Annotated in this window: 11 protein-coding genes; 6 read left to right on the forward strand and 5 right to left on the reverse strand. The window is 67.4% G+C overall.

All coding sequences use genetic code 11. From position 1 onward, the window contains the following. Positions 1-75: 75 nt before the first annotated feature. The 4 genes from ACOYR4_RS21045 to ACOYR4_RS21060 are packed head-to-tail and all read left to right on the forward strand — an operon-like array spanning position 76 to position 6161. Positions 76-3519 (forward strand): response regulator, encoded by a 3444-nt coding sequence (locus tag ACOYR4_RS21045; protein ID WP_422847925.1) that lies wholly within the window; start codon positions 76-78, stop codon positions 3517-3519. Positions 3520-3527: 8 nt separating this feature from the next. Next, complete coding sequence (locus tag ACOYR4_RS21050; protein WP_422847926.1) at positions 3528-4364, forward strand: CheR family methyltransferase; 837 nt, start codon at positions 3528-3530, stop codon at positions 4362-4364. Next, entirely contained in the window at positions 4361-4984 is a 624-nt protein-coding gene (locus ACOYR4_RS21055) for a chemotaxis protein CheB (RefSeq protein ID WP_422847927.1), read from the forward strand. Before ACOYR4_RS21050 ends, ACOYR4_RS21055 begins: the two co-directional genes overlap by 4 nt. A 52-nt stretch (positions 4985-5036) precedes the next feature. Then, the gene (locus tag ACOYR4_RS21060) at positions 5037-6161 is read left to right on the forward strand and encodes a hybrid sensor histidine kinase/response regulator (protein ID WP_422847928.1); all 1125 of its coding nucleotides are present in this window, start codon (positions 5037-5039) and stop codon (positions 6159-6161) included. A gap of 223 nt (positions 6162-6384) precedes the next feature. Here the strand turns inward: ACOYR4_RS21060 and ACOYR4_RS21065 are convergent, their stop codons facing one another. From ACOYR4_RS21065 to recG, 5 genes are all read right to left on the reverse strand, one after another. Further along, the gene (locus tag ACOYR4_RS21065; RefSeq protein ID WP_422847929.1) at positions 6385-6753 is read right to left on the reverse strand and encodes a response regulator; all 369 of its coding nucleotides are present in this window, start codon (positions 6751-6753) and stop codon (positions 6385-6387) included. A 185-nt stretch (positions 6754-6938) separates the two neighbouring features. Next, positions 6939-7457, reverse strand: a complete 519-nt coding sequence (locus ACOYR4_RS21070) for a Dps family protein (RefSeq protein WP_422847930.1) — start codon at positions 7455-7457, stop codon at positions 6939-6941. Between the two features lie 155 nt (positions 7458-7612). Next, on the reverse strand, positions 7613-9349 hold the full coding sequence (locus ACOYR4_RS21075) for a dipeptidase (RefSeq protein ID WP_422847931.1): 1737 nt from the start codon (positions 9347-9349) through the stop codon (positions 7613-7615). A 148-nt stretch (positions 9350-9497) separates the two neighbouring features. Further along, on the reverse strand, positions 9498-10463 hold the full coding sequence (locus tag ACOYR4_RS21080) for a LysR substrate-binding domain-containing protein (protein WP_274111536.1): 966 nt from the start codon (positions 10461-10463) through the stop codon (positions 9498-9500). A gap of 4 nt (positions 10464-10467) precedes the next feature. Continuing rightward, entirely contained in the window at positions 10468-12627 is a 2160-nt protein-coding gene (gene recG / locus ACOYR4_RS21085; RefSeq protein WP_422847932.1) for an ATP-dependent DNA helicase RecG, read from the reverse strand. Positions 12628-12738: 111 nt separating this feature from the next. Here recG and ACOYR4_RS21090 point away from each other — a divergent pair, with 111 nt between their 5' ends. Continuing rightward, positions 12739-14019 (forward strand): HD-GYP domain-containing protein, encoded by a 1281-nt coding sequence (locus tag ACOYR4_RS21090; RefSeq protein WP_110961784.1) that lies wholly within the window; start codon positions 12739-12741, stop codon positions 14017-14019. Positions 14020-14022: 3 nt separating this feature from the next. Beyond that, entirely contained in the window at positions 14023-14988 is a 966-nt protein-coding gene (locus ACOYR4_RS21095; RefSeq protein WP_422847933.1) for a 1-phosphofructokinase family hexose kinase, read from the forward strand. Positions 14989-15062 lie beyond the last annotated feature (74 nt).

Here is a 15062-nt window from a genome sequence, read left to right on the forward strand (position 1 = left end):
CCCTACTGGCGCGTAAAACCCGTTACAGTCTCCGGTCCTCCCCCAACGCACCCGCCCTTTTTGGGGCACCAACGCATGCCCCATACATCGACCTCCCAGGCCGCCACGCGTTTTGCTGTTCCCCGCGGAATGCTGGTGGGATTTGTGATTGCTGCCCTCGCCACCGTGCTGATCGCGCTGGTGAACTTCCGCACCGCCCAGGTGCGCGCGCAAGCGGTGGAAGCCATGGACGAGACCACGGTGACCATGCGCCACCTCAACCTGTTCGTGTCCTCGCTGAAGGACGCCGAGACCGGGCAGCGCGGCTACCTGCTGACGGGGGACGACACCTACCTGCAGCCCTACAACCTGTCGCTGAGCGCCATGGAGCGCAACATGGCGCGCCTCAAGGAACTGACGGACGACAGCGCCGTGCAGCGGCGCCTGGTGCTGCAGATCGACGACCTGCGCCACGAAAAACTGCGCGAGCTGGGCGAGACCATTGAACTGCGCCGCTCCAAGGGCCAGGAAGCCGCCGTGGCCGTGACCCGCAGTGATGCGGGGCGGGTGATAATGGACCGCATCCGCGACCTGGCGTCGGACCTGTCCACGCTGCTGAACCAGCAGCTGGAGAATGACCGCAAGCAATGGGTGGAGGCTGCGGCCATGTCCACCTACTACTCTTGGGGCGGCTCGTTAGTGCTGCTGGTGCTCATCTGCCTGTCGGCCGCTGCCAATGCGCGGGAATACCGCCTCAAGGCCCAGCAGTCGTGGGTGGCGGCCGGCCTCAACGGGCTGAGCCAGCGCATCCAGGGCGACCACCGGCTGGAAGACCTGGGCCAGCTCACACTCGAATACCTGGCGCAGTACCTGCGCGCCGCCGTGGGGGCAGGCTACGTGGCCGACTGCAATGGCGCACTCACCCTGTTTGGGGGTTACGCCCTGCCCCGCGAGCGGCTGGAGCAGCGCCTGCTGCCCGGCGAGGGCCTGGTGGGCCAGGTGGCGCGCTCGCGCCAGATGCTGCATGTGCGCGATGTGCCCGCTGGGCACCTGATGGTGTCGTCCAGCACCGGCCAGTCCGCACCGACCGAACTGCTGCTGGCGCCCGCCATCGAGAACGGCGAAGTCTTTGCCGTGATCGAGCTGGGCTTTCATCGCCCGCTGACGGAGCCCGAGCGCACCCTGATGGAACGTGCCTCGGGCATCCTGGCGGTGGCAATTCGTGCGGGCATTGACCGCAACCGCCTGGAAGCCTTGCTGGAAGAAACCCAGCGCCAGTCCGAAGAGCTGCAGACCCAGCAAGAAGAACTGCGCGTGAGCAACGAGGAGCTGGAGCAGCAAAGCCGCATCCTGCAAGAGTCGCAGGCCCAGATGGAGGTGCAGCAGACCGAGCTGGAGCAGACCAACGCCCACCTGGAGGCGCAGACCCAGCAGCTGGAATACCAGCGCGAACAACTTCTGCGCGCCCAAAGCGCCATGACGGACAAGGCCCGCGAGCTGGAGCTGGCCAGCCAGTACAAGAGCGAGTTCCTGGCCAATATGAGCCACGAGCTGCGCACGCCGCTCAACTCCACCCTGATCCTGGCCAAGCTGCTGTCCGACAACAAGCCGGGCAACCTGAGCGCCGAGCAGGTGAAGTACGCGCAGACCATCTACGCGGCAGGCAACGACCTGCTGGCCCTCATCAACGACATCCTCGACCTGTCCAAGATCGAGGCCGGCCAGGCCACCGTGTCGGTGGAAACGGTGACGCTGTCCAAGGCCCTGCAAACCCTCATCGACCCGCTGCGCCCGCTGGCTCAGGAGAAAGGCCTGACGCTGACCGCCACCGTTGCCCCCGACGCCCCCGCCACGCTGGACACCGACCCGCAGCGCCTGGGACAGGTGCTGAAGAACCTGCTGTCCAACGCGCTCAAGTTCACCGAGAAGGGCTCGGTGGCGCTGCATGTGTCGCGCAACCCGGACGACACCCTGTCATTCGCCGTCAAGGACACGGGCATCGGCATCCCGGCGCACCAGCAGGAGCTGATTTTCGAAGCCTTCCGCCAGGCCGATGGCAGCACGCACCGCAAATACGGCGGCACGGGCCTGGGCCTGTCGATCTCGCGCGACCTGGCGCAGCTGCTGGGCGGATCGATCCACGTGCACAGCACGCCGGGCGAAGGCAGCGTCTTCACCCTGGTGCTGCCCCAGAAGCTGGTGCCCCCGTCGCCAGAAGCGGCCCCCGCAGCGCCGCTGGCGGCACCTGCTCCAGCCCATGCGGCGGCACCGGTCGTCGCACCGATTCCTACGGCCCCCGCGTTGCCACCCGTGGCGGCCCCGGTTGCGACCGCAGCCCCGCGCCGTGCGGGCGCGCGCAGCATCCTGGTGATCGAGGACGACGTGCGCTTTGCGCAGATCCTGAGCGACCTGGCGCGGGAGATGGACTTTGACTGCCACCTGGCCCACAACGCGGCCGACGGCCTGGCCTATGCGATACACAGCCTGCCCAGCGCCATCGTGCTGGACGTGAACCTGCCCGACTTTTCGGGCCTGGGCGTGCTCGACCAGCTCAAGCGCAACCCGGCCACGCGCCACATCCCGGTGCACGTGGTTTCGGTGGCCGACTACTCCCAAGAGGCCCTGGGCCGGGGGGCCGTGGGCTACGCCCTCAAACCCGTCAAGCGCGACGAACTGGTGCATGCCTTGCAGCGGCTCGAAGCCAAGTTCACCCAGAACCTGCGGCGCGTGCTGGTGGTGGAAGACGACGAGCGCCAGCGCGAGAGCGTGCGCCACCTGCTGGCCAACGACGACGTGGAAATTGTGGGCGCAGGCACGGCGGCCGAGGCGCTCGCGCACCTGCGTAACTCGACGTTTGACTGCATGGTGATGGACCTGAACCTGCCCGACCTGAGCGGCTACGAGCTGCTGCAGCAGATGACGGAGCAGGACGGCGTCTCCTTCCCGCCCGTCATCGTGTACACAGGCCGCGCCCTGTCGCGCGACGAGGAGCAGCAGCTGCGCCGGTTCTCCAAGTCCATCATCATCAAGGACGCGCGCTCCCCCGAGCGGCTGCTGGATGAAGTCACGCTGTTCCTGCACCAGGTGGAGTCGGAGCTGTCGGCCGAGCACCGCCAGATGCTGCAGGTGGCCCGCAACCGCGAGACCGCCCTGGAAGGCCGCAACGTGCTGGTGGTGGAGGACGATGTGCGCAACGTGTTCGCGCTCTCCAGCATCCTGGAGCCCACCGGCATCCGCGTGGACATTGCGCGCAACGGCCTGGAGGCCCTGCAGGCGCTGGAGCGCGCCGGCAGCGGCGGCCAGCCTGCCATCGACCTGGTGCTGATGGACATCATGATGCCGGAGATGGACGGCTACACCGCCATGCGAGAGATCCGCAACCGCCCCGAGTGGCGCCGCCTGCCCATCATTGCGCTGACCGCCAAGGCCATGAAGGACGACCAGGAAAAATGCCTGGCCGCCGGGGCCAACGACTACATCGCCAAGCCGCTGGACGTGGAGAAGCTGCTGTCCCTCGTGCGCGTGTGGATGCCCAAGTAGGCCCCGCCATGCCGCACCGCAAGGCCCGCACCGCAGACATCGAGCAGCGCCTGCTGATCGATGCGATCTACCACCGCTACCACTACGACTTCCGGGGCTACGCGCAGGCGTCGCTCAAGCGGCGGCTGGCGTCGGCGCTGGTGCAGTTTGACTGCAAGACGCTGTCGCAGCTGCAGGACCGCGTGCTGCACGAGCCCGCCGTGTTCCCTGCGCTGCTCGAATACCTCACCGTGCAGGTGAGCGACATGTTCCGCGACCCCAGCTACTTCCAGGCGCTGCGCCAGGAGGTGGTGCCACTGCTGCGCACCTACCCGTCGCTCAAGGTCTGGGTGGCCGGGTGCAGCGCGGGAGAAGAGGTGTATTCGCTGGCCATCCTGCTGCAGGAAGAAGGCCTGCTGGACCGCACGCTGATCTACGCCACGGACATCAACCCGCACGCGCTGCGCGCCGCCGAGGCGGGTGTGTTCGACCTGTCCCGGGTGCCTGCCTTCACCGAGAACCATGCGCGCTCCGGCGCCCGCAGCTCGTTGTCGGACTACTACGCCGCTGCCTATGGCCGCGTGGTGTTCGACAAGGGGCTGCGTGAGCACATGGTGTTCTCCGACCACAGCCTGGCCACCGACAGCGTGTTTGCTGAAGTCCATCTGGTGTCCTGCCGCAATGTGCTTATCTACTTCGAGCGCGACCTGCAGGACCGCGCCCTGGGGCTGTTCCGCGAGTCGCTGTGCCACCGGGGCTTTCTGGGCCTGGGCTCCAAGGAGTCGCTGCGGTTTTCGGCGCACACCGATGCGTTCGACGACTTCGTGCTGCAGGACCGCATCTACCGCAAGAAGGCCGGGCTGTGAGCAGCGCCGACCGCGCTCCCAGGCCAGTGCCCCCCGGGGGCTACGCCGCCATCGTGGTGGGCGGGTCTTCGGGCGGTATCGACGCCTTGCTAGAGCTGCTGCCCGCGCTGCCCGCCACGCTGCAGGCGGCGGTGCTGGTGGTGCTGCACCTGCCCCGGGACCGGCGCAGCCTGCTGGTGGAGATTTTTCAGCCCCGCTGCGCACTGCCGCTGCGCGAGGCGCAGGACAAGGACGCCATCACGCCAGGATCGGTGAGCTTTGCGCCACCGGACTACCACCTGCTGGTCGATGCTGGGCCCCAGGGCCCGCATGTGGGGCTATCGGTGGACCCTCCCCTGCATTTTTCGCGCCCCGCCATCGACGTGCTGTTCGAGTCGGCGGCGGACCACTATGGCCCGCGGCTGGTGGGCATTCTGCTGTCGGGCGCCAACGAAGACGGCGTGCACGGACTGCAAGCCATTCAGGCGGCGGGCGGCCTCACCATCGTGCAAGACCCTGCCAGCGCCAGCATGCCCACCATGCCGCAGGCGGCCCTCGCGGCCGTGGCGGTGGACCACATCCTGCCCCCTGAAGGCATTGCAAGGCTGCTGGCGGACCTGCACCAGCGCCAGCAGCTTTGATCCGGGCGCATGCGTCCCTTTTTGAGAACCCCACCCACCCTCCCCACCGCCCATGCCCCAGACCGACCGCACCAAATGCCTGCTCGTTGACGATGTCGAGGAAAACCTCATCGCCCTGGAGGCGCTGCTGCAGCGCGACGGGCTGGACATCCTCAAGGCCCAGTCGGGCCCCGAGGCCCTGGAACTGCTGCTGGCCCACGACGATGTGGCCCTGGCCTTGCTGGACGTGCAGATGCCCGAGATGAACGGCTTTGAACTGGCGGAGCTGATCCGGGGCAGCGAACGCACCCGGCACATTCCGCTCATCTTCATGACGGCGGGATCGCGCGAGCAGAACTGGCAGTTCCGGGGGTACGAGAGCGGTGCGGTGGACTTTCTGTACAAACCCATCGACCCGCACATGCTCACCAACAAAGCGAGCGTGTTCTTTGAACTGCACCGGCGCAAGCAGGCACTGGCGCACGAGCTGCGCGCGCGCACCGAGGCGTTGCGCATCAACGAAATGTTCATGGCCGTGCTGAGCCACGACCTGCGCACCCCCCTGCAGTCCATCGTCGCGGCGGCCACCGTGCTCAAGCGCCAGCCGCCGCCCGACAAGGCCGCACTGATGGCCGACCGGGTGCTGGGCGCGAGCCAGCGCATGGGCCACATGATCGAAGACCTGCTGGACGTGACCCGCATCCGCCAGGCGGGCGGGCTGGCCCTGCAACTGGGCCCTGCCCACATGCAAACGCTGGTGCAACGTACGCTGGATGAGGTGGCGACCAGCCACCCGGAGCGCCCCATCAACTCCACGCTCGCGGGGGACCTGGCCGGCACCTGGGACGCCGAGCGCCTGTGCCAGGTGGTCACCAACCTGGTGGGCAACGCCCTGCACCACGGCAGCGTCGACCACCCGGTGCGCATTGCGGTGGACGGCACCCGCCCCGAGGAGGTGAGCATCACGGTGTCCAACGGCGGCACCATTCCCGCCGGGCTGCTGCCACATCTGTTTGACCCGTTCCGGGGCGGTGAGCGCGAGCCGGGCCGCCACCAGGGGCTGGGGCTGGGGTTGTTCATTGCGCACCAGATCGTGCGGGCCCACCATGGAACCATCGAGGCCCGGTCACACAACGATGTGACGAGCTTTCGGGTGACGTTGCCACGCCACGCGCCCGCACGCAGCCCCCGCAGTTGACGCAGCGCAGCCCCATCACACGTCTCAGACCTTCAGGGTCCAGGGAGGCGCGATGGGGAAGAAGGAAAGAGGAAGGCAGGAAACCCGAGCGGTGGCCGCCCGTCAGACTTAGAGCGGCTAACAAAACTCAGCGAAGCGGTTCTGGCCAGGCGCTGTGTCGCAGGCAGTACGAGCAGTACGACAAGACACAGCAACGACGCCAGAAGAGTTTTGTTGGCCTCTCCTAACCGGCGGCTGCAGCCAGCGCGGTATGAATGGAAGTCAGGAGTTGCTCCAGCTCTTCCAGCTCGAAAGGCTTGAGCAAGACGCGCACATTCGGGCCCCATTGGGTTGGATGGCTGCCCAGTTCGTAGCCGGAGCACAGCACCACCCAGCGCTGCGGATCGTCCGCCAGCAGCTGGCGGGCCAGGTCCGTGCCCGAGAGGCCGGGCAGGCTGACATCGGTCACCAGCACGTCAAAGGGGTCGCCAGCATCCAGGGCCATCGCCTCCTCGGCAGAGGCGCAGGGCGTGACCGTCCGGCCTTCACCTTCCATGAGCATGCCAATGGTCTCGCGCAGCTCCGGATGGTCTTCAACGTACAGGATTCGCATACATCAGAGGGGGGTTGAGCCGCCATGCCACCTAGCGAAGAGAGGACATGGCCCAAACACGCATCATGTGCAGGCGGCCGTGCCGCGCCGTGTAGGACAAGGCGCCCTTTTGCACCCTGGTGCCCCCTGCGCCCGCGCTGGCTACGCCGGACTTCGGGCAACGCAGGCGGGTGCAACTGGCCTTTTTATTCTTCCAGCAACGAGCGCAGCATCCACGCCGTCTGCTCATGCACCGTGAGGCGCTGCGTCAGCAGGTCGGCCGTGGGCTCGTCGCTGGCCTTGTCGGCCAGGGGGAACAGGCTGCGCGCGGTGCGGGCCACGGCCTCGTGGCCCTCGACCAGCACGCGCACCATTTCCATCGCCTTGGGCGGCTTGGCCGGTGCGTCAGGCACGGTGGCCAGCTTGCCAAACTCGGCATAAGAGCCCGGGGCCACATGGCCCAGCGAGCGGATGCGCTCGGCAATCGGGTCCACCGCGTTCCACAGTTCTGTGTACTGCGCCATGAACATGGTGTGCAGCGTGTTGAACATGGGGCCCGTCACGTTCCAGTGGAAGTTGTGGGTGGTGAGGTACAGCGTGTAGGTATCGGCCAGCAGGCGCGACAGGCCCTGGGCGATGGCAGCGCGGTCTTTGTCGCTGATGCCGATGTTGATGCTGGGGGCAGAGGTTTTGCCGGATGCGGCTTTGCCAGGAGCTTTGGCCATGGGGGAGATTCCTTCCGTGCGGAAAACATGAAACACCCCGCGCCGTGCGGGGTCCGCGAACACTGTAGCGCAAGCCGCAGCGCCCCTGTGTCAGCAAAGGCCGATGCCTTGTACCAGGGTCAAGAACCAGCGCGGGCGCCCCCCCGTCGGCTGGCTTACTGCATCTTCGGCAAGTTGCCGATGCGCACCAGCATCTCGGTGAACATCTGCATGTCGGCATCCAGGTCCGCCACTTCCTTGAACTCCTTGGCGTTGTGGGCCGTGTACTTCTTGCCAGGCATGGCAGGGCCGAAGTTGATGGCGTTAGGCATCAGCTTGGCGGTGGTGCTGCCGGCCGTGGGCACGGGCTTGGCTTCAAGACCGGTGGTGTCTCCGAAGGAGTTCAGCAGCGTGGCCAGCCACGCGCCCTGCGGGTCGCGCGCCATCCAGTTGCCCTGGTTGTGGTCCACCTCCACCGGCACGCCGGCCTGGGCGCCCCAGGCCTTGATGCGTTCGGTGGTGGCCTTGGCCAGTTCCTCAGGCGTGTTGCCCCGGGGCATGCGTACGTTCACCAGCACATCGACCTTGCCATCCTTTTCGCGGATGAGGTTGGGCGACATCGTGAGCGGGCCCATGAATTCATCGCTGTAGGCCAAGCCCATCGTGCGCCCCAGGTAGTCGGTGCCATACAGGTCGGTCAGGTAGCGCACGGCCTGCGCGTAGCCATTGGGTGCCAGCGCAAGGCCCGACTCCGTCAGGAACAGTGCCAGGCGCGGCAGGGGGTTCACGCCTTCTTCGGGGCGGGAGCCATGGGCCGATGCGCCCGTCACCTTCACCACCACCGCACCGCCGTCCTGCGCCACGTCGATGCTGAATGCGCCGCCTTGCGGGCGGTACTTGGCGACAAAGGCGCCCTTCGCCGCATTCAGCCGCGCAGCCACATCGGGCAGATGGCCACCCTGCAACCGCGCGGTGGCCGTCTGCGGCACGGCGTTGGCCGATGCGGCGCCCGCCATGGCGGTGATCGCCGTAACGCCCGAGTTGGCAGACGATGACAGCGGGAACGACGCGCGCAGTGCGCCCGATCCCTTTTCGGCCACGACGGCTGGGTACTTGCTGTCGAGCACGATGTTGTACTCGGGCAGCGAGGTCTTGGCGCGGTAGTACTTCATCGCGTCGCCGCCGGTTTCCTCGGTGGTCTCGATCATCAGGCGGATGGTGCGCGCCAGCGGCAGGCCGCTGTCCTTCACGGCTTTCATCGCGAACAGCACGGTGGCGATGGAGCCTTTGTCATCGATGGAGCCCCGGCCATACAGGTTGCCGCCCACGCGGGTCAGCTTGAAGGGGTCGAGCCGGGTGCCGTCGTCCAGCACCCATTCGTCGGCCACCACGGGCACCACGTCGGCGTGCGTGAGGATGCCGAACTCCTCAGGGCCGCTGCCGGGCAGCTTCACTTCAAAGATGCGGTTGTCCACGTTGCGGTACTGCAGGCCAAAGTCTTTGGCTATCCCTTCCACCAGGGCGCCAAACGCAATGATGTGTTTGTCTTCGTGCGGCGGCACCTTGTCGGCGCGCACTGTGGGAATGGCCACCATCTTCGCGGTAGCGTCGATCACCGCCGCCTGGTTGCGCAGGCGGTTGTGCAGACCCAGCAGGCGGCTGATGTTGACCAGGTCATCGCCCGCCAGGGGCTTGTGGGCCAGGTACGCCGACACGGCGGTTTGCAGCTGCGGCTGCATCTGCGCGGCCAGCGCCAGGAACTGGCGGAAGTCCGCCGACGTTGCTGCCGCAGGCGCCGCCGCAATGCGGTCGAGTGCGGGCTTCTTCAGTGTCTGGGTGGCAGGCGGAGTGGCGGGGGTGGAGCATGCCGACAGGGCAGCGGCCAGCGTTGCGGTGAGCCAAAACGTCTTCATAGGAACCTCTTGTGGGGGCAAGGGCACCGACCGCCGATGGGCGGAGGGTGCCGTGGAGGGAGCATCGCCTGCCCAGGCCGGGTGGACCTGCGCAGGGGCGGCGCGAGTGTATCGCCGATCCCGGCCGCGAATCAGAGTCCTGACGCGGTCAGGACAGTCGCGTCACGCCCGGCAGTTCACACGCATAGATGGCATTGCGCAGGGCCGCAATGGCTTCATACCGGGTGAAGCTGCGGCGCCAGGCCAGCACCACGCGGCGCATGGGCGGCGGGCCGCCGTCTTCCTCGCGGATGGGCAGGTAGCGGATGTAGGTCTCGTCGCTCTTGCGGCGGCGCGACACGGTGAGCAGCGCATCGCGGGGCACCGACAGGCGGGGCACCAGCGTCACGCCCATGCCTGCGGCCACCATGTGTTTGATGGTCTCCAGCGACGAGCCCTCGAACGACTTGCGGATGCCCTCGGCGTTGCTCGCAAAACGCGCGAACTCGGGGCACACCTCCAGCACGTGGTCGCGAAAGCAGTGACCTGCGCCCAGCAGCAGCATGGTTTCGTTCTTCAACTCGGCCGCCGTGACCGACTTTTTGGCCGCCAGCGGGTGTGTGCTGGGCACGGCCGCCATGAAAGGCTCGTCATACAGCGGCGCCATGGCCAGACCGGTATCAGGGAAGGGCTCAGCAAGGATGGCGCAGTCGATCTCACCCGTGCGCAGCATCTCCAGGAGCTTCACGGTGAAGTTCTCCTGCAGCATCAGCGGCATTTGCGGCGTGCGCGTGATGGACTGGCGCACCAGCTCAGGCAGCAGATAGGGGCCGATGGTGTAGATCACGCCCAGTGTGAGCGGCCCGGCCAGCGGGTCCTTGCCACGCTTGGCGATTTCCTTGATGGCCGCTGCCTGCTCCAGCACGCTCTGCGCCTGGCGCACGATGTCTTCGCCCAGCGGCGTCACCGTCACCTCGCCCGCACTGCGCTCGAAGAGCTTCACGTCCAGCTCTTCTTCCAGCTTCTTGATGGCCACCGAGAGCGTGGGTTGCGATACATAGCAGGCATCGGCTGCATGGCCGAAGTGCTTCTCGCGGGCCACCGCAACGATGTACTTGAGTTCGGTGAGGGTCATGGTGTCATGCCTTGAGATAGTCCGATTTTCCACCCAACCAGCGCGCCACGTGTTTGGCGGCCAGGTCAGGATACCGGTCCAGCATCTGCGGCGCCAGTTCGCGCGCCCATTCCAGCAGGTGGGTGTCGGTGGCCAGGTCGGCAAAACGGAGCAGCGCGTCGCCCGACTGGCGCGCGCCCAGAAACTCGCCGGGGCCGCGGATTTCCAGGTCGCGCCGGGCGATCTCGAAGCCGTCGTTGGTCTCGGCCATGGCGCGCAGGCGCTCCTTGGCGGTTTCGCCCACGCGGCCGCTGTCGTTGGTGGCGTACAGCAGCACGCAGGCCGATGCCGCCGCGCCGCGCCCCACCCGGCCGCGCAGCTGGTGCAGCTGGGAGAGGCCAAAACGCTCGGCATGCTCGATGACCATGAGCGATGCGTTGGGCACATCCACCCCCACTTCAATCACGGTGGTGCTGACCAGCACGCCCATCTGGCCGCTGGTGAACAGCGCCATCACGGCCTTCTTCTCGGCCGTGGGCATGCGCGAGTGCAGCAGGCCGACCATCACGCCGGGCAGGGCCTCGCTCAGGTCGGCGTGTGTGGCGGTGGCGTTGGAGAGGTCCAGCGCCTCGCTCTCTTCGATCAGCGGGCAGACCCAGTACACCTGCCGCCCGGCCTCGACCTGCGCGCCGATGCGCTCGATCACCTCGTCCTTGCGGCTGTCGGCGATCAGCTTGGTGACGATGGGGGTGCGGCCCGGGGGCAGCTCGTCGATCACCGACACATCGAGGTCGGCGTAGTAGCTCATCGCCAAGGTGCGTGGAATAGGTGTGGCACTCATCATCAGCATGTGCGGCTCCATGCCGTGGGCGGCGAGCTTTTGCCGCAGCGCCAGCCGCTGCGCCACGCCAAAGCGGTGCTGCTCGTCAATGATGGCCAGCGCCAGGTTCTTGAACTGCACCTGCTCCTGGATCACGGCGTGCGTGCCCACCACCAGCGCGGCCTCACCGCTGGCCACCAGGGCCAGCATGGCGGTGCGGTCCTTCTTTTTCTGCCCGCCCACCAGCCAGGCCACCTTACGGCCGTGCTGCGCCAGCAGTGGCTCCAGCCAGCCGATCATCTTGGCAAAGTGCTGCTCGGCCAGGATTTCGGTGGGTGCCATCAGCGCACATTGCCAGCCCGCGTCCATCGCCAGGCAGGCGGCCAGGGCCGACACCACCGTCTTGCCCGATCCCACATCGCCCTGGAGCAGGCGGTGCATGGGCACCTGGCGGGCCAGATCTGCGGCAATCTCTTCCCCCACCCGGCGCTGGGCGGCCGTCAGGTCGAACGGCAGCACGGCCATCAGCTGTTCGTGCAAGGGCAAGGCGCCCTGGGCGCTGGGCCGGGGCCGCAGCACGGGTGCGCGCAGCATGTCGCGTTCGCGCCGCGACTGCTGTTGGGACAGCTGCTGGGCCAGTAGTTCTTCGGCCTTCAGGCGCTGCCAGGCGGGGTGGCTGTGGTCCTCCAGCGTCGACAGCGCCACATCGGGTGTGGGGTGGTGTAAAAAAGTGAGCGCCTCGCGCAAGCTGAATGCGCGGTGCAGGCCATTTGGACCATAAAAGCGCGCCCAGGGCGGCTCGGCACCCGGCGGCAGCGTGTCTGACAAGTCCACCCGGGTCAGGGCACTGACCACGGCGCGGCGCAGGTAAGGCTGGGGCAGCCCGGCGGTGGTGGGGTACACAGGCGTGAGCGCGGCGGGCAGCTCCCCACCGGCCAGGCGAAACGCGGGGTGCAGCATCTGCCGCCCCCAGAAGCCGCCCTTGACCTCGCCCCGGATGCGCAGCCGGTTTCCCACGGCCAGGGTCTTCTGGTGCGACGGGTAAAAGCTGAAGAAGCGCAGCTCGCAACTGCCGGTATCGTCCTCCACCTGCACCAGCAGCTGGCGGCGGGGGCGCAGTTGCACCTCGCAGGCCGTGACCGTGGCCTCGATCTGCACCGTCTGCCCGTCCCGCGCGTTGGCCAGCGGGGTGATGCGGGTTTCGTCCTCGTAGCGCAGGGGCAGGTGCAATGCCAGGTCAATGTCGCGGCGCAGGCCCAGCTTTTGCAACGCCTTCTGCGCGACCGAGGCCGCGCCCTGGCCCCGCGCTGCTGGGGTGGCGGCACGCGCGGGGGCTTTGGCGGGGGCTGGGGCGGCAGCGGGCATGGAGAGCAATTTGCTAGGGAAAACGAGCGGAGATGGCAGCCCGAAAAGGCTACCATGGTTACCATTGCTCACGCCTGACCAGGGCGTGTTTTCGAGTCCCGGGTTTCTGCCATGCTCAAGCGCATCCACATCCAACACCTCACCCTGGGCATGTACCTGCACGAGTTTTGTGGCTCGTGGATGGATCACCCGTTCTGGCGGGCCAAGTTCCTGCTCAAGGACCCCAAGGACCTCGCCCGCATCCAGGCCACGGCCATCCAGGAAATCTGGATTGACACCGATAAGGGACTGGACGTGGCGGAGGGCACCGCGTCGATGTCCCGCGAAGAGGTGGATGCGCAGATCGAAACCGACTTCAGCCGCCTGGAAGAACTGCCCCCAGTCAAGGTCAAGCTGCCGTCGCCCCCTCCGCCCCCCAAGCGCGACCGCAAACCGGCCGACATGCACAGCGAACTCAAGATGGCCGCCGCCATCTGCGTGAAGTCCAAAGAAGCCGTAGTGTCCATGTTCAACGAGGCCCGCATGGGCCGGGCGGTGGACTCTGCGGGCGCCCAAAGCCTGGTGGAGGAGATTTCGGACTCCGTCACCCGCAACCCCGGCGCGCTCATCAGCCTGGCGCGGCTCAAGACGGCCGACGACTACACCTACATGCACTCGGTGGCCGTGTGTGCGCTCATGGTGGCGCTGGCCAAGCAGCTGAAGCTCAAGGAAGACCAGCAGCGGCTCGCCGGCATGGCGGGCCTGCTGCATGACCTGGGCAAGGCGGCCATTCCGCTGGCCGTGCTCAACAAGCCCGGCAAGCTCACCGACCAGGAATTCACCGTGGTGCGCAGCCACCCGGTGGAGGGCTTTCACATGCTCAAGGAGGGTGGCAACGTGCCCGATGCGGTGCTGGACGCCTGCCTGCACCACCACGAAAAGGTGGACGGATCGGGCTACCCCGACAAACTGGCGGGCGAAGGCATCAGCGTGATCGCCCGTATGACCGCCATCTGCGACGTGTACGACGCCATCACCTCCGACCGGCCCTACAAGCGCGGATGGGACCCGGCCGAATCGCTGCGCCGCATGGCCGAGTGGACCAAGGACCACTTCGACGCGCGTATCTTCCAGGCGTTTGTCAAAAGCATCGGCATCTACCCCGTGGGCTCGCTGGTGCGGCTGACCTCGGGCCGCATCGGGATCGTGACGGAACAATCGCCCACCGCGCTCACCACCCCCATCGTCAAGGTGTTCTTCTCGACCAAGTCCGACCTGCGCATTCCGCCCGAGGTGGTGAACCTGGCTGCCCCGGACTGCAACGAGAAGATCGTGGCACGCGAAGACCCCGAGAAGTGGCGCTTTCCCGACCTGGACGAGCTGTGGTCCGGCTTCTCCGACAAGGTCTGGTAGCCCATGCCCGCACTGATCACCCTGACGCTCAACCCCGCCCTCGACCTGGCGACCACCACCGACCACGTGGCCCCCACGCACAAGCTGCGCTGCGGCCCGGTGCGGCGGTTTGCGGGCGGCGGTGGCATCAATGTGGCGCGGGTGCTGCACCGCCTGGGCGCGGACGTGTGCGCCTGGGCACTGGCGGGCGGCGCGGCGGGCGCCCAGGTGCAACAACTGCTGGCCGACGAGGGCGTGCCCACGCAGCTGCAGCGCATTGCGGGCGATACGCGCGAGAACTTCTCGGTGGTCGAGACCACCACGGGTCAGGAGTTTCGGTTTGTGCTGCCTGGCCCCACGCTGCAGGCCAGCGAGTGGCAGGCCTGCCTGGATGCGCTGGCAACCCACGCCCCACCACCCCGCTGGCTCATTGCCAGCGGTAGCCTGCCGCCCGGCACGCCCGACGACTTCTATGCCCAGCTGGTACGCGCTGTATCCGCCGTGTCCGGCCAGGGCGTGCGGGTAGCCGTTGATACCTCGGGCCCGCCGCTGGCGGCGGCATTGAAAGCCGGGGTGGGGCTGGTCAAACCCAGCCTGCGCGAGCTGCGCGACCTGTTGCAGCAGCCGCTGGAGCACGCCGCCGACTGGTGCAAGGCCGCCCAGTCGCTGGTGCGCAGCGGCGCGGCCGACACCGTGGCCCTGTCAATAGGCGAACAAGGCGCGGTGCTGGCCACGCGGGAGGGCGTTTGGCAAGCCCCCGCCCTCAACGTGCCCGCCACCACCGGCACCACCGGCGCGGGCGACTGCTTTCTGGCCGCGCTGGTCTGGGCGCTGGACCGGGGCGATGCGCCTGCCGAGGCGCTGCGCTGGGGCGTGGCCGCAGGCGCCGCCGCGCTGCTGCACCCGGGCACCAGCCTGGCCCAGGCCGATGACGTGCAACGGCTGGTGCGCAACGTGCCCGCACCGGTGGCATTCAACATCCAGCCATAGCACCCTGCCTGCAGGGCCTGCAGCCCCGTGGGACAATCGCGCCTTCCGCAATTTTTACCTTGGCACGGGCCCGT

The organism is Acidovorax sp. M14, from assembly GCF_049331375.1.
In the GTDB taxonomy this organism is placed as follows: Bacteria; Pseudomonadota; Gammaproteobacteria; order Burkholderiales; family Burkholderiaceae_C; genus Acidovorax.

Bases quoted from the DNA above. Each gene is read 5' to 3' on its own strand.
- ACOYR4_RS21080 (WP_274111536.1), bottom strand. From the start codon at position 10,463: ATGACCCTCACCGAACTCAAGTACATCGTTGCGGTGGCCCGCGAGAAG.
- ACOYR4_RS21060 (WP_422847928.1), top strand. From the start codon at position 5,037: ATGCCCCAGACCGACCGCACCAAATGCCTGCTCGTTGACGATGTCGAG.
- ACOYR4_RS21065 (WP_422847929.1), bottom strand. From the start codon at position 6,753: ATGCGAATCCTGTACGTTGAAGACCATCCGGAGCTGCGCGAGACCATT.
- ACOYR4_RS21045 (WP_422847925.1), top strand. From the start codon at position 76: ATGCCCCATACATCGACCTCCCAGGCCGCCACGCGTTTTGCTGTTCCC.
- ACOYR4_RS21075 (WP_422847931.1), bottom strand. From the start codon at position 9,349: ATGAAGACGTTTTGGCTCACCGCAACGCTGGCCGCTGCCCTGTCGGCA.
- ACOYR4_RS21095 (WP_422847933.1), top strand. From the start codon at position 14,023: ATGCCCGCACTGATCACCCTGACGCTCAACCCCGCCCTCGACCTGGCG.
- ACOYR4_RS21070 (WP_422847930.1), bottom strand. From the start codon at position 7,457: ATGGCCAAAGCTCCTGGCAAAGCCGCATCCGGCAAAACCTCTGCCCCC.
- ACOYR4_RS21090 (WP_110961784.1), top strand. From the start codon at position 12,739: ATGCTCAAGCGCATCCACATCCAACACCTCACCCTGGGCATGTACCTG.
- ACOYR4_RS21050 (WP_422847926.1), top strand. From the start codon at position 3,528: ATGCCGCACCGCAAGGCCCGCACCGCAGACATCGAGCAGCGCCTGCTG.
- recG (WP_422847932.1), bottom strand. From the start codon at position 12,627: ATGCCCGCTGCCGCCCCAGCCCCCGCCAAAGCCCCCGCGCGTGCCGCC.